The sequence below is a fragment of the Paenibacillus sp. NPDC101420 genome (genome assembly GCF_050277435.1).
Taxonomy (GTDB): domain Bacteria; phylum Bacillota; class Bacilli; order Paenibacillales; family Paenibacillaceae; genus Paenibacillus_AQ.
In genome coordinates, this window is the sequence record NZ_JBNNSE010000004.1 from 466682 (window position 1) to 491988 (window position 25307).

Consider the following 25307-nt stretch of genomic DNA (forward strand, 5'->3'; position numbering starts at 1 on the left):
CTACTGTGGAGAAACAGACAGCAGATGGTAACCGCAAAGATTCCCTAAAAAATACGACGTCTGGACAGACTCCGAGTACGTCACTAGATGAAATGATGAAGCTGTTTCGACAAATCTTCAAGGATGATGGAACACTAAGAATAAGGGTGATAAATAATATCCATAGTGACGGCATCCGCTGCGGATTAGTCTATGTAGACGGAATGGTAAACAGGGAAATGATCCAGTACGGGGTGATAAAGCCTCTAATGGATTTTGATTTTACAGCAATGGATAGCGGGAATACAGCTGAAATGATGGAGAAAATTCGGACGCTGGTTATTAACATTAGCGATGTGGTTTGCTCTACGAGTTTGGATGAGATGGTTAGCGCGGTCGTAGCTGGAAAAACATTGTTTCTGATGGATGGCTTTGCGGGTGCGCTTAACATTAGTGCGCAGGGGTGGGAAACGAAGGCTATCGCGGAGCCTGTGACGGAAAAAAGCGTAAAGGGTCCGCGAGAAGGTTTTACAGAGTCGCTGCTTGTAAACTTGACGCTCATTCGCCGAAGAGTGCAAAGTCCGGACTTAAAGATTATTTATGGTCAAGTCGGGACTCGCTCCAAAACACAAACTTGTATTTGTTATATCGAAGGTTTGGCCTCACCGGATGTTGTTAAAGAGCTGCAAAACCGAATTCAACAGGTGGACATAGATGTTGTATTGGATACGTCTATTCTTTCGGAGCTTATTCGAGATGAACCCTTTTCACCCTTTGAAATGACGGGAAGCACAGAACGTCCTGATTCTGTAGTAAGCAAAATTATGGAGGGTAGAGTTGCCTTATTAATGGAAGGCAGTCCTTATGCAATGACAGTGCCCTATTTGTTTGTGGAGAATTTTCAGGCCAGTGCTGATTATTATATTAACTATTACTTTGGTTCGTTTAACCGAATGATAAGGGTACTTGGAGCCTTTTTGTCTATTAGTATTCCTGCTTTGTACGTAGCGTTGGTTACCTATAGTCAGGAAATGCTGCCTACCATGTTGTTACTTAGTATTTCAACGTCGAGAGTAGCCGTTCCTTTTCCAACTGTGGTGGAGGTCTTGTTCATGCTAACGATATTTGAAATTCTGCGAGAGGCAGGAGAACGAATACCGACCTACATTGGTCAGGCGATTAGCATCGTAGGTGCGCTTGTACTGGGTCAGGCGGCTGTGGAAGCGAGAATCGTTAGCGCTCCTATGATTATTGTAGTGGGTTTAACAGGAATTATGGCTTTGCTTAACCCAAGACTGACAGGTCCTCTAATCGTAGTAAGGTCGCTTTTGCTGTTCGTAACCTTTTTTCTGGGATTATATGGGTATTTTTTGGGTGTGATCGGTTTAGTGATTCATTTGATGAGTTTACGTTCCTTTGGGGTTCAGTACATGCTTGGAGTAGGTTCTATTCATCCGCAGGACATTAAGGATACAGCTATAAGGGCGCCATGGTGGCATATGTATTTACGTCCGGCGATGATTGGAGCGCGTAACCGAAAGAGAAAAGCGACCAATAAAGTAAGGAATCGGTCATGAAAAAATTCAAAAAAGGGTTGCTAGCTTGTATATCGCTATTACTTCTGGTAAGTACCTTGGGTTGTTGGGATTACGCCGAAATTGAAGATAGGGCAGTTGTAGCAGGTGTGGGCATCGATAAGGATTCTGACGGGAAGCTACTAGCAACGGTCGAAATTGTGGATACGAAAGAGGGGATGAAATCTAGTCAAGCGGGTTATAAGATGGTTAGTCTTTCAGGAAAAACGATGTTTGATATTGTAAGAAGCATGATTTCAATCACGGGAAAGAAACTATTTTGGAGTCATTCCAAGGCGATCATCCTCAGCGAGGAGATAGCGAAGGAAGGGGTTGTAAAAGTGATTGATTGGTACAACAGAGATACAGAAACTCGATCGGATGTATACGTGTTTGTTTCTAAAGAGAAGACGGCTCAGGAAGTAATTAATTTAAATAGCTCAACAGAAACTATTATGTCTTATGGTCTTGCTCAGCAGATGGCAATTGAACAAAATGTTAGTACGGCCCCGGTTGTGGAGATTTGGGACTTCATTGAAAAGCTGGAGACGCCCGGGGATTGTGCTATAGCTCCTCTTATTTATATCCACGAAAAAAATGGTCAGAAAAATCCGCGTGTTAGTGGAACTGCTATATTCAAAATGGACAAAATGATTGGCAAACTGAGTGGCGAAGAGACCAAGTACATGTTGTTTATTAAAGATGAGATAAAGGGTGGGGTGTTAACCGTGAATAACGAAAAGGGAGCCCCCGACTTCACACTTGAGATTTTTTCCAATAAAACAAAAGTAAAGCCTGTTTGGGTAAACGGTAAGCTTCAATTACAGATAAATATGGTCACACATACCGGGCTTGATGAGGTAATGACTACTGAAGGATTCACTAGTCTGAATAGTAAGAATGTTATAGAGAAGCGTGCCGCTAAGGAATTACAGAAGCATATTCTCTCTGTAATTAAAAAGTTGCAGCAAGAATATCATTCCGATATTTTTGGATTCGGAGAGATTATCTTTGAGAATATGCCTAAGACCTGGACCGAGCTAGATAAAGATTGGGAGCGGGAATTCTCTGATCTAGATGTGGTTGTAAATTCAACAGTAATTATTGAGAGCAGTGCTCAAAACTCAAGATCTATCCAGATCCATCAAGAATAGGTGATAAAATTGGCTGTTATCGTTGTTTTGATCTACTTTTTTGTTGTATTGATGGATCCTTACGGATTGTTAAAGCAAGGGATGAAACGGGATTTTTATGTGTGTTGTACACTATGTCTGTTTTCTTTCTGTATTGCTTTTGCATTGGCCATGAAATGGCAGCTTCCTAGTCCTTCACCTTTAATTGTAAGCTGGATCAGCAAGTTATTTTAGTTACAAGTCCAAGAGGAGATTTAAGCATGAAAAAAGAGATCATACCCACAGGGCATTCTATAAGTATTGTTGTTCTATTTATTATTGGGACTTCACTATTCATGGGTCTGCCGGGGAAATCGGGCAACAGTAGCTGGATTGCTCTACTTTTTGCCATATCTTTAACGGTTCCCCTGCTGTTTATATACGCCAGATTTCATATGCTTTTTCCGGGTAAGAATCTATTTGATATATTGATCATCGTATTTGGATCTATCTTTGGGAGAGTAGTTTCTTGTATGTATATATGGTACGCGCTGCATATGGGGGCCCTCGTTCTACGGAATTTTGGGGAATTTAGTAAAACGGTTGCCTTGACAGAGACGCCTATGATTGCACCCATGTTATGCGTAGGTCTGTTATGTATTTGGGTGGTTAAGGCAGGAATTGAGGTGATTGGGAGATGTGCTAAGCTATTTCTGCTGCTTCTTTTAGCTGAGGTTCTGTTTATTGAAATTTTAGCCATTCCCAAGCTCAAGTATCACTATTTGAAGCCTTTTCTTGCCAGTGGATGGTCACCAATATTTGCAGATACATTTGGGTCATTTACTTTTCCTTTTGCTGAAATTGTTCTTTTTATGGGAGTGTTCAGTCATTTGCCGGCAAAAGACTCAGCCAAAAAGATTCTGCTAAGCGGATTGCTGATTTCTGGTGGGGTGATTTTGCTCGTTTCTCTGCGGAATTTGCTGATTCTCAATCCTGATATTGTTCAAAGTTTATACTTCCCCTCTTATGTAGCGGTTAGTCGGATTAATATAGGGGATTTTTTGACCCGAATGGAGGCATCATCAGCACTTGGATTTGTCATCACGATATTCATAAAGACTAGCTTATGTTTATATGTGGCTAGTGTTGGAGTCGCTAAATTATTCAAACTGAAGAGCTACCGATCCGTTGTGCTTCAGCTGGGATTGATTATGGTTTATTTCTCTCGATTTATCTTCAAGGATATTATGGAGATGCAGCATTTTGCCTATACTATTTATCCAATATATGCGCTTCCTTTTCAGGTGATTATTCCGTTGATATTGTGGATTTGTGCTGAAATTAAGGTTAGTAAAAGTAAAAATAAGCAGGTGGCATCACAGCAATAGACCTACTTTCGAACATTCCTGATCTCTAGTAAAGATTAGGAATTCTTTGATTTTAAAACTAAACATAAGTTAGCTATAATGATAGATATATATAGAATGGTTGTTTTAGAAAAGAGGGAAACAGGTATGAACGTCAGCAACATCATTATGTCCTCTTATTGGGGTAGAGAGGTTAGACATAAATATATTACTCAAGGATCTAAGGCATTGGCTGTTATTTTTCCAGGTAAAAATTACTCGGCTGAACGCCCCCTGCTAGATTATGCGGCCAAAGCAGCTCGGGAACATAATTGCGATGTCCTGCTGCTTGAATATGGCTACCAGAGTGCTAGAGTAGGTTTTAAGCGTGATGAAATGATTATTCTCATTCAGGAATGTAAGGCGGCCATTGCATCTCTTCCTGAATACAAAAAGATTCTATTCATTAGCAAAAGCGTGGGTTCGGTCATAGCAGGGAGAATTGCAGAAGAGCTAGAAATACAGAAAAAGACGTCTCATCTATATATAACACCATTACCTGAGGCGATCCCTTTGATACAGCAGAGTCGTGGGACTGTAATTTATGGGGGAAGCGACCCTTTATTTAGCGAACAGCTTTCTGGTGAAATTAGTGGGCTTCATCATTTAAAAGTGTATAGAATCGATGATGCTAATCATAGCCTTGAGGTAGAGCAGGTCAACGAGTCACTAGCCATTCTGCTTGTTATTATTAATTTTTATCATGAATTTTTCCGTGATGCTTTAAATACATAACCTTTGGAGGATGCTGATTATGATTTTGGAAGCTGCGATGCTGCAAGTGAAGCCTGGTTTAACTACTGAATTTGAAAAAAGCTTCAAGGAGGCATCAAGCTTAATTTCTTCGATCGATGGCTACATAGGGCATGAATTGCAACATTGCTTGGAGGATAATCATAAGTATCTGCTGCTTGTGAAGTGGAGAACGCTTGAAGATCACACCATAGGATTCAGAGAATCCAGCCAGTATCAGGAATGGAAGGCGCTACTTCACCATTACTACGACCCATTTCCGGTTGTTGAGCATTTTACCCGCATTAATCTGGACTAAATGGAGGCTGCCGAATGAAGGCGAAGCTTGTTGGAAAAGGCAGAACAGCGGAGATCTGGCAGCATGATGATCAGAGGATTCTTAAATTGTACCTAGAGGATGTTTCAGAACAGAATATTAGCCGAGAATATAAGATCAGCCAGTTTGTGCACTCGCAGGGCGTCCGGACACCACAGCCATTTGAACTCATTTCTGAACAATCAAGACAAGGTATTGTATTTCAACAAATTAAAGGTCCCTCCCTGCTAAAGGTGATGGGTGAGAAGCCTTGGAAAGTTAGTAAGTATGCCAGAATGATGGCTAGGCTTCACTACGATTTGCATAAGCTTGAAATTACTGAGGAGATTGGACAGCAGAAGGATATGTTGAAGTGGAATATCATGGGGGCTCCAATGCTTAGTGAAGATGAGAAGTCAGCCATCCTGAGCTATCTGGAGAAGTTACCACAAGGAACCTATTTATGTCATGGAGATTTCCATCCTGACAATGTACTTATGGATGATCAGCTCTGGGTAATCGACTGGATGACAGGTGTGGTGGGAGAACCAGCGGCCGATGCTGCGCGATCTGTAGTAATGTTCAGTATGGGAGCCATGCCCCCTGGAGCCTCTGCCTTATCGAGAATGATGATAGGTTTTATTAGAAAGAAATTAACCAAGGGATATATTCAAGAGTATCTCAGATTATCAGGACATACTTATGAGGACGTAGACCGCTGGATTTTGCCGATCGCTGCCGCGCGTTTGGTGGAGGGGCTTTCGCCTCCAGAGAAGGAGCTGCTGGTAAAAGAAGTTCGTAAACGTCTACAAACCTTAGCCGCAGAGGTAAGCTGATCATGGCACAAAAACGGAGGCGTATTCTATGACTACCTATATTGCGCTGCTGCGTGGAATTAACGTCGGCGGGAACAAAATTATTAAAATGTTGGACCTGAAGGCGATGTTTCAGACTCTTGGATTTGAAAATGTACGAACGTATATTCAGAGCGGAAATGTTGTATTTGAGAGTGATGAAGGTTCGGAGAGTCTGCTTACTGGAGTCATTGAACGTAAGATTCATGAGGTTTTTGGATTCGAGGTCTCTGTTATTATCCGTACCTTAGCAGAAATGGAGAACGTGATCGCTAACGATCCCTTTCAGCTCTCCGAGCCAGAGGAATTCAAAAGATGGTATGTTACTTTTTTACCAGTCGAGCCTTCAGCGGAAGCATTGGATAAACTGCGCACTTATGAGGATGGACCAGATAAAGTGCGTTTTGTCGGCAGAGAGATGTACGTGTTATATGAGGTCAGTGTGAGCCAGTCGCCGCTTTTCAAGGTTCCTTTTGACAGAATATTGGGTATGACGCTTACAGCACGTAATTGGAATACGGTGAATAAGCTCGTTACTATGGGCAGAATGGAATAGTCTATTTTAAAATATTTGCTTGGGTTGGGATTTGAACAGAAAGCCTCCACAGTTGTGGGGCTTTTTTTGCGTTCTGGTGGCCTTGTATATTCAGCAAACATTCAGCTTGGACTCATTGAGAGTTAAGGTAAGGGTGAAATAATACACCTACAGAAAGTTTGAACCGGGGGCACAGAACTGCCGGAATTATAGACGATCAAAGGATAGGAGTGGATGGAGATGAGTAGGTTCAAAAAAATAAGCTCGGATCTTATACTTTGGCTCATTTTATTACTTGCCGCTTTTTTGTATGGTTATGGAGTTTGGAACGACCACTATGTGAATACATACTACACCACCGCGGTGGGAAGTATGCTGCAGAACTTTCATAATTTCTTCTTCGCTTCATTGGATTCCGCGGGTTCAGTAACGGTGGATAAACCACCAGTTACCTTTTGGATTCAGACACTTAGCGCACTTATCTTCGGGCTGCATGGTTGGAGTGTGATTTTGCCACAGGCACTCGGCGGCGTGGGCTCCGTGTTACTTGTATACCTGCTGGTGAAGCCTACCTTTGGCAGAGCGGCAGCACGTATAGCAGCTCTAGTCATGGCGACTACTCCGGTAGCAGCGGCAGTCAGCCGGACGAACAATATTGATGCGCTGCTTGTATTCACCCTTCTGCTCGCGGCATGGTTTCTATTTAAAGGGACGAAGAGCAACAAGCTGGGTAGCCTTCTTACCGCATTTGCGTTAATCGGTGTTGGGTTTAACGAGAAGATGCTGCAGGCGTACATGGTTCTACCGGCTTTTTATTTCTTTTATGTCTTAGCTGCCAAAGTGAATTGGAAGCGGAAGACGGGAGTATTGGCAGCCTCCACAGCAATATTGCTTGTAGTCTCCTTATCCTGGGCAGTGATCGTGGATTCGATTCCCGCCAGCAAACGGCCTTATATCGGCAGCAGTGGTACCAATTCAGTGCTGAATCTTGCTTTTGGCTACAATGGCGTTGCACGATTAACGGGGGATCGTGGGGCAGGTGGTGGTGGCGGTGGAATGCCAGGAATGAATGGCGGTGAGATGCCAAACATGAACGGTGAAATGCCCGCTATGAATGGTGAGATGCCGAACATGAACGGCGAGACGCCAGCTATGAATGGGTCAGGCAGTAATAGTGGTACTGATGGTGGACGTGCAGCATTTTCGGGCCGGCAAGGCACAAATTCGACCTCAAATAGCCAGACTGGTGACGATGATGGAGGTGCACCAGGTCAGCCTCCTAGTGGAACAGACAGTCAAGGCCGGCAATTTGGTGGCGACGACGGCGGGCGAGGAAATCGCGGCGGCATGAATGGCGGTGGAAGCGGAGGCGGAATGTTCAATACAGGAACAGCAGGCCCACTGCGCTTGTTCCAATCAGAGCTGTCAGGTCAAGCTAGCTGGATGCTGCCTTTCGTATTGCTAGGCATCATTGGATTATTCGCCAATCTGCGGAGAAAGAACTTTACCCAGGCTCATAAAGAAGCTCTCTTCTGGTTAGCGTGGTTAGTGCCCATTATGGGGTTCTTCAGTATCGCAGGGTTCTTCCATCAATATTATCTGGTGATGATGGCTCCGCCAGTTGCAGCGCTAGTCGGTGCAGGATGGTCAAAGCTGTGGACGCTATATCGCGAGCACTCTGGTTGGCTGTCTTGGCTATTGCCAGCCGCAACGCTGGTTACAGCAGGTTTCCAGTGGTACATTGTTCATCCTTATAACGATACGATCGGCAGTGGCTGGTCCATTGGGATTTTAGCTGCAGGCATTGTGGTTTCGCTGGTACTGGTAGTTCTTAAAGGCAAGAAGAAATCCTTTATATATACGACAGGCATTGCAGCCGTATTAGTATTGTTAATTGGGCCGCTTTACTGGGCAGCTACCCCCATTACTTATGGCTTGAACAGTCAAACCCCTGAGGCGGGCCCGACTAGTAGTGAGGGTAGAGGGGGAATGGGAGGCAGTCCAAGCAATTTTGGACGTAATAGCGCCGCAAGTGCGAATGAGAGTCTGTTGTCCTATTTGGAGGAGAACAATACTGGAGAGCCTTATCTTTTTGCTACATTGGATTATGGCACAGCAGCTCCTTATATCGTTGACAAGGGTGCATCGGTTGTTATTTTGAACGGATTTTCTAACTCAGACACTGTGTATACCCCAGATACCCTAAAGGCGTTTGTAGAGAGCGGAAAGGTGAAGTACTTCCTGATCAATAGCGGTGGTATGGGTAGTGGACGCGGGGGAAGCTCCGAGTTGACGACTTGGATCACAGAGAATGGTACAGAAGTTCCAGCAGCCGATTGGGCAGGAAGCGATGGAGGAAACAGCGGGACATTATACAAAGTTACTGTAAACTAGGCGAATGTTAATCCTATGAGGCGTGTTATGAGATAGATCAGGCACGCTTCATTATTCAAATTTAAGGAGGAGCTGCTCATGAGTACCAACGTGCGCTATTCCATTATTATACCGATGTTTAACGAAGAGGCGGTCATTCAAGAGACGTATCGACGTATCAAAAAAGTAATGGGTTTAACTAATGAAGTGTATGAGCTGATCTTTGTGAATGACGGCAGCACAGATAATTGCGCCCAGATGATTGAGGAATATAGCTACTGGGATGAAAGTGTGAAGCTGATCGACTTGTCTCGTAACTTTGGACATCAGATCGCTATTACTGCCGGAATGGATTACGCCCTAGGGGATGCAGTTGTCATTATTGATGCCGATTTGCAAGATCCGCCAGAACTGATTCTGGACATGATTGCGGAATGGAAGCAGGGGTATGAAGTTGTATATGCCAAAAGGATAAAGCGAAACGGAGAATCCTTATTCAAAAAGTGGACGGCCAGTCTCTTTTATAGAGTACTTCGTTATTCAACCGATATATCTATCCCTGTCGATACAGGAGATTTTCGCCTCATCGATCGTAAAGTCTGTGAGGAGCTCAAACGCCTGCCGGAGAAAAATCGGTTCGTACGCGGGCTAGTCAGCTGGGTCGGTTTTCGGCAAAAAGCCATTGAATATGAACGCGATGAACGTCTGGCTGGAGAAACTAAATATCCGCTGAAACGGATGATCAAGCTCTCTCTGGATGGAATTACTTCCTTCTCTTATAAGCCGCTGAAGCTGGCAGGATACCTTGGCGCACTGCTGTCGGCCTCCGGCTTTCTATATCTGATGTATGTGCTATATCTGGTGATTTTTACGGATTCAGTCGTTAAGGGCTGGGCATCGATGATCGGAATCACACTGACCTTTAATGGCTTTGTGCTCATTATGTTAGGGATTCTGGGTGAGTATGTCGGTCGGATTTATGATGAGACCAAGGGACGTCCGCTCTATATTGTTCAAGAGTTCTATGAAGGTAAGAAACAACAGGATGTTCGTGAACAGCAAGTTCTACATCGTCAATAAATGCAAGGGAGGGATTCGTTGTGAAGATTAGAAAAGCGGTTATTCCCGCCGCGGGTTTAGGCACTCGTTTCCTGCCTGCAACTAAGGCTCAGCCCAAGGAAATGCTGCCCATTGTGGATAAGCCGGCGATTCAATATATCGTAGAAGAAGCTGTTCGATCCGGCATTGAAAGCATCATTATCGTGACGGGTCGCAACAAGAAGTCGATTGAAGATCATTTCGATAAATCAGTGGAACTGGAACAGACGCTTTTGGAAAAAGGAAAAGAGGAGCTGCTTCGTGAAGTCCAAGCGATTAGCGAACTGGCCAGCATTCATTACATTAGGCAAAAAGAGCCGCTAGGACTAGGTCACGCCATCCTTTGTGCGGAACAGTTCGTTGGCGATGAGCCCTTCGCTGTTCTGCTCGGTGACGATATCATGGTCTCGGAGGACCCGGCGCTGCTGCAAATGATGCGATTATATGAACAAGAGGAGAAGACCATCGTCGGTGTTCAGCCGGTACCACGGCAGGATGTTCATAAATACGGAATTATTTCATCAAGCGGTTCTCTACAAGGCGTCCATGAAGTTAAAGGTTTGGTGGAGAAGCCCTCCCCGGATACGGCACCTTCAGAGCATGCGATTATGGGACGTTACATTTTGGAGTCTTCGATATTTTCAGTGCTGGCTAACCTTGAACGGGGAGCAGGTGGTGAATATCAACTGACTGATGCATTGCATGAGGTATGCCGTAATGAAGGTTTGCTGGCCCTGGATTTGATCGGCAAACGTTATGATATTGGTGATAAATTCGGCTACATTCAGGCTACGCTGGAGGTCGGATTGATGCGGGAGGAGTTGCGTCCATTACTGGTTCCGTATTTGCAGAAACTGGCTGCTAGTCTGAAGGAAAGTGAAGAAGTGGGGGCGTTACCTTGGGGTACACGCTAGTGATTGAAGGAGACTGTTTCAAACGATCCTAACATCGTCTTCGGCGGCGGTGGGATGATGTTTGGGGCAGTTTTTTTGCGCGTGGGGCGTTTACAGGGCAGTTGGGGATGAACAAATAAGTGTACTTTATACAATTAAAAAGCGCATCAGACTGCTATGGATCGACTTAGTTGCACTTGATACACTTATTTCTTCAAAATCCAATGGAAATACTCTTTCCATCTGTTTTTAGTTGCATCAACTACACTTAAAAGAGTCATAGAGGGGCTAAAATATGAAATACCTGCACCAAGTGCAGTTATTTTTTGCGATATAAAAAATCCGGAGGACAGATTCCTAAGAATCGTCTCCGGATCTATATTTTCAGTCATTGATTAAGCCTTTAGTACATCATGATCCACGTAACGCGCACCATTTAACTCGCTAATCACATTAATGGCTACCTTCGCGCCATCGCCTGCCGTAATAATGGCATGTACACTTACTCCGGCAACGGTACCTGCAGCCCAAATGCCTTCAATATTTGTTTTGCCTTCTGGATTAACAGCGACAACTGTCTTGATTCTTGGCTCTGTACCATCCTTAGTTTCCACGCCTGCTTTGGCGGCTAGATCGGTAAGGGCGCCTGTTGCAAGAATAACATGTTTGGCTTCATAAATGATTCCATCTTCGGTCTCAATGACAAATCCGTTGCCGCTGGAAGTGAGGTTAATAGCTTGTTCTGCTACCAGCTCAGCGCCGAATTTGACGGCTTGCTTATGTCCGGTTTCTACGAGATCAGGACCGCCTACTTCGGAAATTCCATAAAAGTTCTCAAACCATCCTCTACGGGTCATGCCTTTATCATTGTCGATCAGCAGCGTTTTTTTGCCCGCCTTGGCGGCGAACAGGGCTGCGCTTGCACCGGCAGGACCGGCTCCAATTACGGCGATTTCGTACATTTTTTGACCTCCTAAAAGTTTTGTGAAGCGTGGCTCCTTAGAATGGACAACATAGCAAAACTACTTCGTAAGCATAGGCTTAAGTTTTGTGAAGCAAAACTGGCATCATAGACATAGGCTTAAGTCTATCATCTATTATAACGGTTGTTACTCTCTCTTGGCTAATCCTTCCTCGCAAGGAAGGGTAACCCTAAACGTTGTTCCCTCACCGAGAGTGCTGCTTACACTAATCTTGCCGTGATGTGCCTCCACGATAGACTTGGTAATAGAAAGGCCGAGTCCAGATCCACCATATTTTCGTGTGCGAGAGGAATCGCTGCGGTAGAAGCGATCAAAGATATGTGGGATATGCTCTGGAGAAATCCCGCAGCCGTTGTCTTGCACCGTTAAAATGGCCTCATTTCCTCTAGCATGTAAAGAGAGATGAATGGTGCCAGATTCTGTATCCGTATGCTGAACTGCATTGTGGAACAGATTCAGAATTACCTGTTTGATTTTATTGGGTTCATATTTACCATGGATGCCATACGAGATATCAAAAGTAACTTTGCGCTGATCCGCTAACAAGAGCAGATGCGGCTTCATTTCGGAAATGACCTCACCGAGCAACAGATCCGTCATCCGCAGTTGAGGGGCGCCGTCCATCCGAGCGAGCAGCAGCAAATCCTCCACCAGCTTATTGATCCGTTTCGATTCGCCATGCATGCTTCGCAATGAATTGTATAACTGTTCTTTGTTGTCCGCAGCGCCACGCAGTAAGACCTCCAAAAAACCGTGGATTGAGGTCAGCGGCGTTCGCAGCTCGTGAGAAGCATCGGCAGCGAAGCGGCGCATCTGTTCCTTGGCTTCCCGTTCATTATGAAAGGATATTTCGAGACGCTCGAGCATACCATTGAATGAATGGGCCAGCTTGTCGATCTCAGTCTGGCCTTGGTTAATTGGAAATCGGATATCCAGATTACCGGCATCAATGATCTCGGCGGACTCTCCCATATTTGAAAGAGGGACCAGCGTCTTTCGAAGGGCAGGCAAGTATAGGAAGAAGCCAGCCAATAAAGCAATCACTGACAAACCTGCGTAGATCATCAATTGCTGTAAGATTACATCCGTAAGAGGTCCGGTATTCACGCTCATTTGGAGAAGCAATCGAGTATTTCCAGGTCTATAGAGATTCACGAATATAGCCAGATGTTCAGTGCCGTCATCGGCCTCTATGAGCTTGTAATTTCCTGTTGCTCTATCCGTGGTATGAATGAGCAGATTATTGTATTGCTCATTCGTTAATCTAGGCGCGGCTGAATCAGATAAAGTCATTTGCTGTAAGTCCCTGAAGGTGCCATCTGAGCTATAAATAGCGAGGGTTGTATGGGCATCCAGCAGGAGTGGACGCCTATTCTCACCGGTTCTTTGACCATTTGGGATTTTATTCTCGCCGTTTCTTTCCCCCGGCAAATTGCCGTTATACTCGGTGTTTCCCTCATTCGGAGTTGTGGTGTCCTCGTCATAGGAATTGAAAAAGTTGAAAAACATCTCACGGGGAACTGAACGTATTTGCGCTTCCATAGACTCTGCTCTATTGCTATATATGAAATCCCGCATGAGTATATATTGTAATACTCCGATTAGAAGAAGCAATCCTGATAGAATGAGCAGCGAAATGGCTAGCAGCTGTTTGCGTAGAGAACGTGGTGCGGGCAGCTTACGAAACCATGTAGAGAAGCGCGTACTCATAGATCTACCCGGTAGCCTGCTCCCCGCAGGGTACGGATAATACGGTGCTCCTTATCCCCGAGCTTCTCGCGAAGCGAACGGATATAGACCTCAACGATATTTTCCTCACCACCAAAGTCATAGCCCCACACTTTATCAAGAATCATGGGTTTACTTAGTACAAGGCCGTGATTAATAACGAGATACTGTAATAACTCGTATTCCGTGGGTGAGAGTTCAAGGACTTCTTCCTTGAAGCGAATTTCTTTTCTACGGCTATCAATTCGGAATGGACCGCAGCGTACCTCGCCGAGCAGACCTGGAAACTGATTGCGTAGCCGCGCTTGAATTCGGGCAAGCAATTCGTCGAAGCTGAAGGGCTTGACCATATAATCGTCAGCACCAATAGTGAGACCCTTGACTCGATCGTCCACTTCATCCTTTGCAGTTAGCATGATAACGGCTAGTTCCGTCTCTTCCGAGCGAAGGTAATGACATAACTCGAATCCATCCATGCCAGGCATCATGACATCTAGGATGGCTACATGTGGCTTGAACTCAGCAGCGACCGAGATGGCTGTGATTCCGTCGGGTGCGGTTCTGACTTCAAATCCTTCGTTAAGGAGCCCCAACTCTAGAAATTGTAATATATGAGGCTCATCATCTACGAGCAGTAGTCGAACGCCTTGAGCTGCTTTCATCATAGGTACCTCCAAATCAGTGATAGATAGCTACATTATGACATATTCGGTTGAATGTTTGCTGAAGATGAGTCCCTTTGCTTTACGATTAAAGGAGCCTTTTCTTATTTCATGATGATTCAAAGCGGTTAATTTAGTTATAAGTAATATTAATGTGTTTAATAACAAACAAGGTTAAAAAATTCGGATTTTCGAAAATGTGATAAAGGGTTTTGACGGCGGATATAGAACACTTTACAATAAGGATAATCTCCTGATTTTGGTGAAAGTTACCCATTTTAGGAAAGATAATCCGACCGTGTTACATTTCCTTCCACGTTTTTCTCATCTTTGTCCATCTTCCTATCAAGGCTCATTTCTTTCAAGTGTATTTCTTGTTCATTCATTTCTTTTTGGAACTTCTGTTCATTCAACCTGTGCTTGCTGAACTTCATATTACCCATAAGTCAAGGGAGGCTTTTCCATGAAGAAAAAGGAAATGGTAGCCATGCTATTGGCTGGAGGCCAAGGCAAAAGATTGAAAGGTTTAACCAAATCGCTTGCCAAGCCCGCTGTTTATTTTGGAGGGACCTATCGGATCATCGACTTCCCTTTAAGTAACTGCTCCAATTCAGGTATTGATACAGTTGGTGTGCTGACTCAATATGAGCCACTCATACTGCATTCTTACATCGGAGTAGGCAGCGATTGGGATTTGAACCGTAAGAACGGTGGGGTATTCGTGTTGCCACCGCATGAACGTGAGAATGGAAGCAGCTGGTATCGGGGAACAGCCGATGCGATTTATCGGAATCTTAAGTTTGTGGATCAGTTTGATCCAGAGCATGTTCTTATTCTGTCCGGTGATCACATTTATAAAATGGATTATCACGCTATGCTTCAATACCACAAGGAAAGAAACGCTGATTGCACAATTTCTGTCATTGACGTTCCGCTGGAGGAAGCAAGCCGATTTGGAATTTTGAATACGGAGGACGATCTAAAAATTTACGAATTTGAGGAAAAGCCCGCTCAGCCAAAAAGCACATTAGCTTCTATGGGTGTGTATATCTTCAAATGGGAGGTTCTCCGCAAGCATTTACTAGAGGACGGGGAGAATGTAGGATCATCCCACGATTTCGGCAAGGATATCATTCCTTTGATGCTGGAGGACGGAAACTCCTTATTTGCGTACCCTTTTGAAGGATACTGGAGAGATGTAGGTACAGTAACTAGCTTATGGGAAGCAAATATGGATTTGCTAAGCGATACTCCGCCACTTAATCTAAATGATCCCAGCTGGCGCATTTTTACACGTAATCCGAATCAACCTGCCCAATATGTTGCCCCTGGGGCGAAAGTGTCAGGCTGCATTATTAATGAAGGCTGCATAGTGCACGGAGAAGTGAATCATTCGGTTCTCTTTTATGGGGTAGAAGTGGGTGAAGGAAGTGTAATTACGGACTCCGTGATTATGCCTAAGGTCAAGATTGGCAAGAACGTACGCATTCATAAAGCGATTATTAGTGAGAATACGGTAATCGACGATTATATGGAAATAGGCATCGAACGGGAGAACGAGAACGAAATTCTGCTGATCGACAATAAAAGCAAAAAACGTAAATCAGCTGTGGCCAAAACCATATAATCAAGCTAAAACGCCTTCGGCGTCCTTCTAGGGACGGTAAGCGTTTATGCGAGATTTATAAGGATAAAGTATATCGTGAAACTTATACTTTCTTATAAATTATAAGAGGACGGTGGATTCCGATGAAGCAACTCATGGGTGTAATTAATCTGGATCATGAACTCGACAAACTAAATGAACTCACTTATTTCCGCTGTGGTGCAGCCGTACCTTTTGCCAGTCGTTATCGGTTGATTGATTTCGTGCTTTCTAATATGATGCGTGCAGACCTGGAGAGCGTTGGCCTGTTCGTCCGCCGTAAATACCGTTCTCTAATGGACCATTTGGGTGACGGGAAATCGTGGGATATGAACCGCAAGCATGGGGGATTATTCATTTTGCCTCCAGACTGGAACGATCCAACGGATACTTCTCTCGGGGACTTACAGCATTATCATAACAATCTGGATCTTTTTAAACGGGGATCTGCTAAATATATCGTGTTTTCCGGCAGCCAGCATATCAATACGATCGATCTTCAGGATTTGTACAGTTATCATCTGGAGAAGGGTGCCGACGTTACAGTAGTGTATAAAAAGATTGAAGAACTGCAGCCAGAACATGATCTATGCCAGCGTATTGAAGTAGACGAAGAGAATAAGGTGACTAATATCCATCATGAGAAAGACCATCCTAATTTATATCTGGATATCTTCATTATGGAGAAAAAACTGTTCTTGGAGCAGGTGGAGCATTGCATTGCGCATGGAGAGAGTTATTTTTTCCGAGATGTAGTTCAGAAGAACCGACACAAATTTAATATCGCCGCATACGAATATCATGGCTATCATGCCGTAATTAATTCATTAGAGAGTTATTATAAGAACAGTTTGGAACTGCTCCAGCAGGAGAATTACTTCAGTTTGTTCAAAGAAAGCCCGGTACAGACGAAGATTAAATACGAGGCTCCAACCCGATACTTGGAAAGTGCTAATGTCAGTAATTCGTTGGTGGCTAATGGCTGCATTATAGCTGGAACGGTAGAGAATAGCGTGATCTTTCGGGGGGTTCAGGTACGTAAGGGAGCGAAGATCATCAACTCAGTAATTATGCAAAAGTGCGTCATCGAAGAAAATGCGGTCATTGAGAATGTAATCATGGATAAAGACGTACATTTGAGTAAGAATCGAATTCTTGTTGGAGATAGCAAACGTCCATTCGTCATCGCCAAGAGCAGCAAGATCTAACGACTGGATTAGATGAACAAAGCAGTATTAACCTATCTGATCTAATGGCACAGTCTGCTGCACTTCTAATAAAAGCATTTGTCAGGAGGAACTACTGTTGTTTAACGATAAAGAATCTTTCAAACAGGTATTCCGTGAGACCCTCATTGGTAAATTAGGTAAACCGCTTGAGGAAGCCTCGAATGCCGATGTCTATAAAATACTGGGCAACATGATTCGTGAGAACGCCGGGAAAAATTGGGCGGAAACGAACCAGAAATATAAGCTCGATAAAGATAAGCAGGTTTACTATTTTTCAATGGAGTTCTTGATCGGTAGGCTTCTGGGGAACAATCTGTTGAATATGGGTGTACTGGAAGTAGTACGTGAAGGTTTAGCGGACCTTGGCTTTTGTTTGCAGGATATAGAGGAGGAGGAATCGGACGCTGGGTTAGGGAATGGAGGTCTCGGTCGTTTGGCCGCCTGCTTCCTGGACTCACTCGCTTCCCTGCAATATGCGGGACATGGCTGTGGTATACGGTATAAATATGGCCTGTTCGAGCAGAAGATCGTTGATGGGTATCAAGTGGAACTTCCTGATTACTGGCTGCAGAATGATAATGTATGGGAAGTGCGCCGCGAAGACAAGCAGGTTGAAGTTAGGTTCTGGGGGAATATTGAGACCCGCGAAGAGAACGGACGACTCGTATTCGATCATACGCAATATGAGGCTGTTCGAGCAGTGCCTTACGATGTCCCTATCATTGGTGCTGATCGCCGGCATGTGAATACACTGCGTAACTGGAGTGCAGAATCCATCACCCAGCCCTCTAGAACCTTTGGTTCTTTTGCCGGGACGGACTATCATAAGTTTCTGGAGTATAAGCGTTCTGTAGAATCCATTTCGGAGTTCCTTTACCCAGATGACTCTCAATACGAAGGTAAGCTGCTTCGCCTGAAGCAACAGTATTTCCTCTGTAGCGCGGGGCTGCAAAGTATTCTGCGTACCTATGCCAAGCTTGGGATTCCTATAGAATCGCTGCCAGACAAGGTTGCTCTTCATATTAATGATACACATCCAACGTTGGTGATTCCTGAATTGATGAGGATTCTGATGGATGTACATGGTTTAGGATGGGATGAGGCATGGAGTATCACCACGCGTATGGTCTCTTACACTAATCACACTATTCTGAGCGAGGCGCTTGAGAAATGGCCTATTCAAATGGTTAGGGAGCTACTGCCACGTATTTTTCTTATCATTGAAGAGATCAATGCGCGTTTCTGTGGTGAGCTTATGAGTCGTTATCCGGGGGATCAGGATCGAATTGCGCAGATGGCGATAATTCATGATGATCAGGTTCGAATGGCTCATCTGGCGATTGTAGCGAGCCATAGTGTCAATGGAGTAGCGGCGCTGCATACAGAAATATTAATGAAGCGCGAGATGCGACTTTTTAATGAAATGTATCCACACCGTTTCAATAATAAGACGAACGGAATTACACATCGGCGATGGTTACTGCATGCCAATCCAGATCTGGCTAATTTAATCAATCAATCGATAGGGACCCGTTGGGTGAGCCATCCTCAAGAAATGATTGGCTTGATTAAATATTGTGAGGATGCTTCCTTCCAGGAACAAGTAGCCAGTATTAAGCGCCAGAATAAGCTTCGTCTTGCAGAGTACATCTACAGTAAGCATTCAGTACATGTCGATCCTGACTCTATCTTTGATGTACAGGTGAAACGTCTACATGCCTACAAGCGCCAGTTGCTTAATATTTTGCATATTCTGCATTTGTACAATCAAATCAAAGATAATCCTTCGATGGATATGGTTCCACGCACGTTTATATTCGGAGCAAAGGCAGCGCCGAGTTATCATCTGGCGAAGCGGATTATCAAACTGATTAATACAGTTGCGGAGGTAGTCAATAAAGATCCGGATGTTAAAGGGAAGATTCGTATCTTTTTCCTTGAAAATTATTCGGTATCTCTAGCAGAAAAGATCATTCCTGCAGCGGACATCAGTGAGCAGATTTCTACAGCCAGCAAAGAAGCATCCGGTACCGGGAATATGAAGTTTATGATGAACGGTGCATTGACGGTAGGGACGATGGATGGCGCAAATGTAGAAATGCATGAAATGGTGGGAGACAACAATATGTTCCTGTTCGGACTTCGTGCTGAGCAGGTCATGGATTACTACCAGCATGGCGGTTATCATGCGCGTGATATTTACAACGGGGATAGTCGTGTGAAAGAAGTGCTGGATCAGTTAATCAAACCAGGACCTATATGTTGTCACGCTACGGAGTTTGAGAGCATTTTCCACTCTCTTCTGGATAATAACGATGAGTTTTTTGTCCTGAAGGATTTCGCTAGTTACGTTGAGACGCACGTCGAAATTGATCGGGCATATCGCAACCGGCAAGAATGGCTGAAGAAGTCCATTATTAATATTGGTCATTCCGGTAAATTCTCCAGCGATAACACAATTAGTCGCTATGCAGCTGAGATTTGGAACATTAGTCCGGTTCGACTGTAGGATCAACATAAAAAGGCTGTCTTATAAGTAGGTAACCCTTACAAATAAGACAGCCTTTTTTCTTATGGGATATAAAACGAAGAAATTTTTAGATAGCTTCCGATACTAAAGCTGCGAACCGCTCCAGAAACCGGCGTTCTTCATCATCAAAGCGATCCTTGAGCGGACTGTCGATATCAAGTACGCCAAGCAAGCGATCATCCTTTATTAAAGGAACAACAATCTCGCTGTTGGAGGCTGCATCACAGGCGATATGACCTGGGAATGCATGCACATCACCTACTACAAGTGTGCGCCGCTCGGCGGCTGCCGTTCCGCACACCCCGCGAGATAGCGGAATTCGAATGCATGCAGGGAGGCCTTGAAAAGGTCCAAGTACTAGCTCCTTGCCGTCAAATAAATAAAAACCGGCCCAATTCGTATCCGGTAGAGCGTGTTTAAGTAGTGCCGAAGCATTAGCCAGATTGGCTGTAGCACTTGGTTCGTCCTTTATCAATGCTTCGAGTTGGATTAGAACGGCTTCAAACTGCTCGCTGCGCGTTCCATCATATGGCATAGCTTGAAACATGAAGCATCACCTTCCTGTACTTTAAATTCAATATGAAACCATAACTGTAACTAACAACATAGTACAGCTATGAGGGGTACGTCAAGACACAACATTGTTTTGTAATATTTTGGGATGGGCTATGATCCCTCTGTAGCACTGAACCCTTGTGATGATGTTTCCAATGAACTGTCATAGGGTAATGCAAGAGTAAATACCGAAGGCTTTGTTGCCAGAAGGAGTGGAATATGCGCGCTGATGTACAGAACTTGTTCATAGGAATTCACATGCTTTATTGTGCTCATGATAAAGATGTGACGATCTCGGAGATGCTGCTCGGACTGGAAGACATGGGGTATCGTGTAGGAGAACGCGAAGTGAAACAGGAATTGGAAAAGCTGACGCTGGACAACTTTCTGACTGCACATAGTGAAGGGTACAGTATTACTGGCACGGGTATTGAAGAGTTCAAGGATATTCGAGCCAAACTTCAGGTGCTGTGTAATGAAGTTATTCAGGGAGCAGAATGAAATCATTTAAAGCAAAGTTCCATAAAAGTGTCTGTATCAAGGGAGAATTACCCTTCTGATGCAGGCGCTTTTTACGTGAGAGGATACAATTTGTTCTTTTCAAAGTTAAAGAAATTAGAACTTTTAGCTTAAGGATATACTCTTGAATGATGTATAATTGATAAGTTGAAGGGGGAGCGGAGAATTGTATCTATGCAATGGAGTGACACCTACACTGATCGGTAGAAGATTAAAATTATGTGCTATGACTACTGAACATGCTTCAGCGTTATTTCAGGTTTGGTCACATCCGGAAGTTTCTCTCTGGCTGGGTGCACCGGCATTATCCTCTATAGAAGAGACGAAGCAGCTTATCGACCTTCTATCGCAGATGGCTCAGGAAGAGGAGAGCTTACGTTGGAGTATTATTGGACCTGGGGAGGAAGTCATAGGTAGCTGTGGATATAACCATTGGCAGCTTCAGGGAGCTTACCGTGGTGAAATAGGCTGTGATCTGTCGCCTGCCTTTTGGGGGCTTGGATATATGAAGGAAGCGCTTGGGCTTGTACTCGAATTTGGTTTCAATATTATGGGCTTGAATCGGATTGAAGCGCTCTGTCATCCTGATAATATCCGTGCGGAGAGGCTGGTTCATACGCTTGGATTTCAGAAGGAAGGCGTATTGCGTCAATACAGGCAGATCGCTTCCGGCTTTCAGGATACTGCTCTCCATGCTCTACTGCGCGAGGAGTGGCAATCCACTTAATACATAAAGAGAGGGTTTGGAACATTGAAGTCAACAGGGGATTTAGAACGTAAGCTTATATTAACAGGGGTACTGCTGGCCACGTTTCTGGCGGCTATTGAGGGAACTGTAACAGGACCAGCCGGACCGGCGATTGTAGGCGACTTTCAGGGAATGCAGTGGCTGAGCTGGATATTTACTTCATATTTACTGGCAATGGCTATTACTACACCTATTTTCGGCAAAATCAGTGATCTGTTCGGACGCAAGCCTGTATTCATGTGGGGAGCGGCTGTTTTTTTACTAGGCTCATTATTATGCGGCATATCTCAAAGTATGGAACAGCTGATCCTGTTTCGCGCGATACAGGGGATCGGTGCGGGTGCACTTATTCCAATGACCTTTACCATTATCGGTGATATTTACAGCATTGAAGAAAGAGCAAAGACACAAGGGTTGCTAAGCTCTGTATGGGGGATTTCCTCTTTGGTAGGGCCACTGCTTGGTGGCTATGTGGTAGATTACTTAAGCTGGCGCTGGGTATTTGTATTCAATCTGCCATTTGGCGTGTTGGCAATGGTATTTATTGCGCGCTACCTGAAGGAAGAAAAGGTGCGTCGGAAGACACAGATCGATGTGCCAGGCGTCCTTCTGTTCGCGGCAGGTATGGGTGCTCTACTCTTTGGACTCTCCACGGGAGGGCAGAACCTGGCATGGACCTCTCCTTTACTACTCGCAACACTGGGTGCAGCGGTTATCCTGTTAATCCTATTTTTGCTTGTGGAGCGCCGTGCACCAGAGCCTATGCTTCCGCTGAACCTATTCTCAAATCGTAATATCGCAGTATCAACGGGTGCCAACCTGCTTGTAAGCACATTAATTATTGGACTTTCTACGTATATCCCTTTATGGGTTCAGGGCGTTTCTGGAAAAAGCGCTGCGATCTCAGGCTTGCTGCTTGCGCCAATGTCTGTAGGCTGGATGTTTGGGTCAATCGCAGGCGGACGGATGATTCTGCGAGCGGGTTCTCGCCGAACGGCAATGCTTGGATTAATGATGATTGCTGCCGGAGCTATTGGTCTGGTTTTCTTGACTGGAGAGTCTTCACAGGTAATCCTCTTATGCTTGATGCTGGTCTGTGGGGTAGGCTTCGGATACTCCTCTACGGTCTTCACGATTATCGCTCAGTCGTCGGTTGCGTATGATCAACGCGGTGCGTCCACAGCACTTAATGCATTTACAAGGTCCCTAGGTCAGACCATTGGGGTGGCTATTTTCGGTTCCTGGCTGAACTTGAATATTGATCAGCTGTTGCGAAAACAACCGGATTCAAACGTTACAGGTGATGATATTAATAAGCTGCTAGGCTCGCATACAGGCACTAACCTCTCCGGCGAAGTATCAAACAGTTTACGTGGTGCACTAGAAGGGGGACTTCATTCACTATTTATTGTGATGGCAGTTTTCGCAGTCTTGTCACTAGTTATATCTTGGGGTTTGCGCAAGGGTGTACCTTCGGTAGAGGATGCTACGTCGTCTTTGAAAAAGGCATAACTCATTCTCTAAATCACATAAAGAAGCCCGACCGGGTATTTACCGGTCGGGCTTCTTCGTGCAATAACAGCTTGTCTAACACATATGAAGTAAAAAGCAGCCTAGCCTCTAGCTCTACTTACGGGGAAGAGGGGAAAGCTTCTCAGCTTGCAGACCCATCTTCTTGAGCAGAGTGATCATTTGTTCCTTCTCTTCATCATTCAGTCCGCTGAAAGCAAGATGAAGACGCTCTGAGTATTTCGGATACATCTCATTCATGAGACGTTCGCCTTCCGCGGTCAACTCTGCGAAAATCACACGACGATCACTTGGACAAGGCTTACGTTGCAAATAGCCGCGTTCTTCGAGCTTGTCGATAACGTAAGTCACGTTGCCGCTCTGTAGCAGTAGTTTGGCACCAATTTGTTGAATGGGCTGTGGTCCCTTATAGTACAACACTTCCATGACGGCAAAGGCAGTAGGGTTAAAACCTTCAATTTTGCTGCCGGTAACAGCATGCTCATTAATACTCTTGAATGATTTGGCAAATACCCGGTACAAATGTAGTGTTAATTGTGTATCACGTTCATAAGATTGTATCATGCTTCTCCACCCTCTATCGTTAATCATGTGAACTCGTCGCACGTCTGTAATCATATTAATTAGTGCACGGTTTACCTGTGCAACGAACTTTGAGATAACAATAGAATACGTGAAAGATCGAATGAAGAACATGTGATTTGTCACAATGAGCAACTTTTAATTATTAAAAATCAAACAATTTTTTGAAGATGCTGAAATTGAATGTTTTTTTACTTCAGTCTCTGAAAGGATATCAATTTCATCCCCCGGTTCAGTGTTATTTACGCCTCCAGACGGATGTATGACAATCCCCAATATTTTACTATTATTTCATTGAGAAATAGTAACGGGGAGTGAAGGAAGGATGGAGGAACATCATATTGATGGTTTAAAAGAAAGTAAGCTAACCGCAAATAAACCATTCATGCTGCTTATTGCGGCACAGCTTGTATCGAATGTAGGAGACTGGTTGCATATACTAGCGCTACTGACAATGGTAGGGTTTAAATGGAATGCCACACCGTGGGAAATTACGGCTATATCTTTATGTATGGCAGTTCCTTTGCTCTTAGGAGGACCGGTTGCAGGTTATTTAAGTGATCGTTTTAACCGCAAGGCACTAATGATTGGTTCGGACATAGCCCGTGCAGCGGTTGTTATTTGCTTGGTATTTGCAGGCTCGCTGTGGCAGGTTTATGTGCTGCTGCTGGCTAAGGGATGTATGGATGTGCTGTTCTCTCCGGCCAAAAGCGGAAAGATTAAGGAACTTGTTCCTGCGGCTCAGATGGATAAAGCAATGGCGCTTAGCTCATCTATAGAGCAGATAACTAAAATTGTGGGTCCAGCTCTTGGTGGATTGCTAGTTGCAGCCTTCGGCATATCTGTTTGTTATATGATCGATTCTGCTACATTCGTTTTATCGGCGATTATTTTGCTTGGATTACCGCGTACAGCTGTGATAAAGAAGGAAGATACGGAAGCAAGCGGGGGGGATACGGAGGTGCGTAAATCCTTCCGCCAAGAAATGTCGGCAGGTCTGCATGTGATTGCAGGAATGCCTGTAGTGCTGTGTGGCATTGTTATGCTAGTACTGGTGCTGCTAATGCTACAGATCGGAGACTCTCAGATTGTAACGTTATTCCGGGAGATTCCAGGTGTGAACGGAGATCTGCTGGGGTGGTGTGTAGCAGCCAGTGGCTTTGGAACCTTGCTATCTGCGCTGCTTGTAAGCCGATTAGGCAGTGGTAAGCATCCGCTTATTTTTATGGGATTAGGGGCTGTAATCATGGGCGTTGTCTTCTCAAGTGCAGGGATCGTAACTGCTCATGGTCAAGCCGGAATCTGGATGAACATTGCTTTGTTTGGGTCCTTCATGTTTGCTGGTGTGGGTGCAGGACTAGCGTTTATCCCCTTCAATTCAATGCTCCAGCAGCGGACACCTGCAGAATACACGGGTCGTGTATTTGGAACCATAGGCAGCCTGACAAGCGCAGCTGTTATTCTAGGACCTGTAGCCGGGGGAGCCTTAGTGACAGCATCGGGGCCGGTATCTGCCTTTATTCTATCTGGTTTGCTTACAGGATTGCTAGGACTAGGGCTGTTAATGCTGCGTGGTAAAATCGAGCGCAGGGATGAAGCGGCGATCAAGAAGCAGGAAGGAATAGCTGCGACGAATAACATGGACCTTGTAGGACAGACCTCCCTTTGATGGGAGGTTTCTTTTATTCGCTATTGCGCAGGGCTTAAGTTATTATTGTGAAAAA

General features: G+C 44.6%; 22 protein-coding genes. 17 read left to right on the top strand and 5 right to left on the bottom strand.

Features of this window, described 5'->3' with window-relative positions; all coding sequences use genetic code 11:
• Positions 1–5 precede the first annotated feature (5 nt).
• From ACQKMP_RS20000 to galU, 10 genes are all read left to right on the top strand, one after another.
• Positions 6–1556: a spore germination protein gene (locus ACQKMP_RS20000; RefSeq protein WP_427470585.1), complete on the top strand. Its 1551-nt coding sequence runs from the start codon at positions 6–8 to the stop codon at positions 1554–1556.
• Positions 1553–2707 carry a Ger(x)C family spore germination protein gene (locus ACQKMP_RS20005; RefSeq protein WP_427470587.1) on the top strand — a complete coding sequence of 385 codons (1155 nt, stop codon included), beginning with the start codon at positions 1553–1555 and terminating at the stop codon, positions 2705–2707. The genes ACQKMP_RS20000 and ACQKMP_RS20005 overlap by 4 nt, the downstream gene beginning before the upstream one ends.
• A 239-nt stretch (positions 2708–2946) precedes the next feature.
• Positions 2947–4053, top strand: coding sequence for an endospore germination permease (locus ACQKMP_RS20010; RefSeq protein ID WP_339244589.1), 1107 nt, complete (start codon positions 2947–2949; stop codon positions 4051–4053).
• 126 nt (positions 4054–4179) lie between these two features.
• A complete protein-coding gene (locus ACQKMP_RS20015) occupies positions 4180–4806 on the top strand; it encodes a hypothetical protein (RefSeq protein ID WP_339244592.1) in 627 nt (208 codons plus the stop codon).
• Positions 4807–4825: 19 nt separating this feature from the next.
• Complete coding sequence (locus ACQKMP_RS20020) at positions 4826–5122, top strand: antibiotic biosynthesis monooxygenase family protein (protein WP_427470589.1); 297 nt, start codon at positions 4826–4828, stop codon at positions 5120–5122.
• A gap of 14 nt (positions 5123–5136) precedes the next feature.
• Complete coding sequence (locus ACQKMP_RS20025) at positions 5137–5955, top strand: phosphotransferase family protein (protein WP_427470591.1); 819 nt, start codon at positions 5137–5139, stop codon at positions 5953–5955.
• 28 nt (positions 5956–5983) lie between these two features.
• The gene (locus tag ACQKMP_RS20030) at positions 5984–6529 is read left to right on the top strand and encodes a DUF1697 domain-containing protein (protein ID WP_427470593.1); all 546 of its coding nucleotides are present in this window, start codon (positions 5984–5986) and stop codon (positions 6527–6529) included.
• Between the two features lie 219 nt (positions 6530–6748).
• Positions 6749–8902, top strand: a complete 2154-nt coding sequence (locus ACQKMP_RS20035; RefSeq protein WP_427470595.1) for a glycosyltransferase family 39 protein — start codon at positions 6749–6751, stop codon at positions 8900–8902.
• 78 nt (positions 8903–8980) lie between these two features.
• A complete protein-coding gene (locus ACQKMP_RS20040; protein WP_042184612.1) occupies positions 8981–9961 on the top strand; it encodes a glycosyltransferase family 2 protein in 981 nt (326 codons plus the stop codon).
• A gap of 20 nt (positions 9962–9981) precedes the next feature.
• A complete protein-coding gene (galU, locus tag ACQKMP_RS20045) occupies positions 9982–10893 on the top strand; it encodes a UTP--glucose-1-phosphate uridylyltransferase GalU (RefSeq protein WP_427470597.1) in 912 nt (303 codons plus the stop codon).
• Positions 10894–11267: 374 nt separating this feature from the next.
• On the opposite strand, the gene ACQKMP_RS20050 is transcribed toward galU, so the two are convergent.
• From ACQKMP_RS20050 to ACQKMP_RS20060, 3 genes are all read right to left on the bottom strand, one after another.
• Positions 11268–11834, bottom strand: a complete 567-nt coding sequence (locus ACQKMP_RS20050) for an FAD-dependent oxidoreductase (RefSeq protein ID WP_042184618.1) — start codon at positions 11832–11834, stop codon at positions 11268–11270.
• A gap of 147 nt (positions 11835–11981) precedes the next feature.
• Positions 11982–13565, bottom strand: coding sequence for a sensor histidine kinase (locus ACQKMP_RS20055; RefSeq protein ID WP_427470599.1), 1584 nt, complete (start codon positions 13563–13565; stop codon positions 11982–11984).
• Positions 13562–14245 (bottom strand): response regulator transcription factor, encoded by a 684-nt coding sequence (locus ACQKMP_RS20060; RefSeq protein WP_076116779.1) that lies wholly within the window; start codon positions 14243–14245, stop codon positions 13562–13564. Before ACQKMP_RS20060 ends, ACQKMP_RS20055 begins: the two co-directional genes overlap by 4 nt.
• Positions 14246–14708: 463 nt before the next feature.
• On the opposite strand from ACQKMP_RS20060, the gene ACQKMP_RS20065 reads away from it, so the two are divergent.
• The 3 genes from ACQKMP_RS20065 (at position 14709) to ACQKMP_RS20075 (ending at position 19628) form a co-directional block, all read left to right on the top strand.
• The gene (locus tag ACQKMP_RS20065; RefSeq protein WP_042184623.1) at positions 14709–15872 is read left to right on the top strand and encodes a glucose-1-phosphate adenylyltransferase; all 1164 of its coding nucleotides are present in this window, start codon (positions 14709–14711) and stop codon (positions 15870–15872) included.
• Between the two features lie 122 nt (positions 15873–15994).
• Complete coding sequence (gene glgD / locus ACQKMP_RS20070; RefSeq protein ID WP_042184625.1) at positions 15995–17098, top strand: glucose-1-phosphate adenylyltransferase subunit GlgD; 1104 nt, start codon at positions 15995–15997, stop codon at positions 17096–17098.
• 97 nt (positions 17099–17195) lie between these two features.
• Entirely contained in the window at positions 17196–19628 is a 2433-nt protein-coding gene (locus ACQKMP_RS20075; protein ID WP_427470602.1) for a glycogen/starch/alpha-glucan phosphorylase, read from the top strand.
• 88 nt (positions 19629–19716) lie between these two features.
• Here ACQKMP_RS20075 and ACQKMP_RS20080 read toward each other — a convergent pair whose 3' ends face one another.
• Positions 19717–20196 (bottom strand): GAF domain-containing protein, encoded by a 480-nt coding sequence (locus ACQKMP_RS20080; protein WP_042184630.1) that lies wholly within the window; start codon positions 20194–20196, stop codon positions 19717–19719.
• A gap of 227 nt (positions 20197–20423) precedes the next feature.
• Here ACQKMP_RS20080 and ACQKMP_RS20085 point away from each other — a divergent pair, with 227 nt between their 5' ends.
• The 3 genes from ACQKMP_RS20085 to ACQKMP_RS20095 all read left to right on the top strand — a co-directional run bounded on the left by ACQKMP_RS20085 (position 20424) and on the right by ACQKMP_RS20095 (position 22983).
• Positions 20424–20705, top strand: a complete 282-nt coding sequence (locus tag ACQKMP_RS20085) for a hypothetical protein (RefSeq protein ID WP_427470604.1) — start codon at positions 20424–20426, stop codon at positions 20703–20705.
• 184 nt (positions 20706–20889) lie between these two features.
• Positions 20890–21450 carry a GNAT family N-acetyltransferase gene (locus ACQKMP_RS20090; protein ID WP_427470606.1) on the top strand — a complete coding sequence of 187 codons (561 nt, stop codon included), beginning with the start codon at positions 20890–20892 and terminating at the stop codon, positions 21448–21450.
• A gap of 24 nt (positions 21451–21474) precedes the next feature.
• Positions 21475–22983, top strand: coding sequence for an MDR family MFS transporter (locus tag ACQKMP_RS20095; protein ID WP_042184634.1), 1509 nt, complete (start codon positions 21475–21477; stop codon positions 22981–22983).
• Between the two features lie 114 nt (positions 22984–23097).
• On the opposite strand, the gene ACQKMP_RS20100 is transcribed toward ACQKMP_RS20095, so the two are convergent.
• On the bottom strand, positions 23098–23565 hold the full coding sequence (locus ACQKMP_RS20100) for a MarR family winged helix-turn-helix transcriptional regulator (protein ID WP_042123913.1): 468 nt from the start codon (positions 23563–23565) through the stop codon (positions 23098–23100).
• 343 nt (positions 23566–23908) lie between these two features.
• On the opposite strand from ACQKMP_RS20100, the gene ACQKMP_RS20105 reads away from it, so the two are divergent.
• A complete protein-coding gene (locus tag ACQKMP_RS20105; RefSeq protein WP_427470608.1) occupies positions 23909–25252 on the top strand; it encodes an MFS transporter in 1344 nt (447 codons plus the stop codon).
• Positions 25253–25307: the final 55 nt, after the last annotated feature.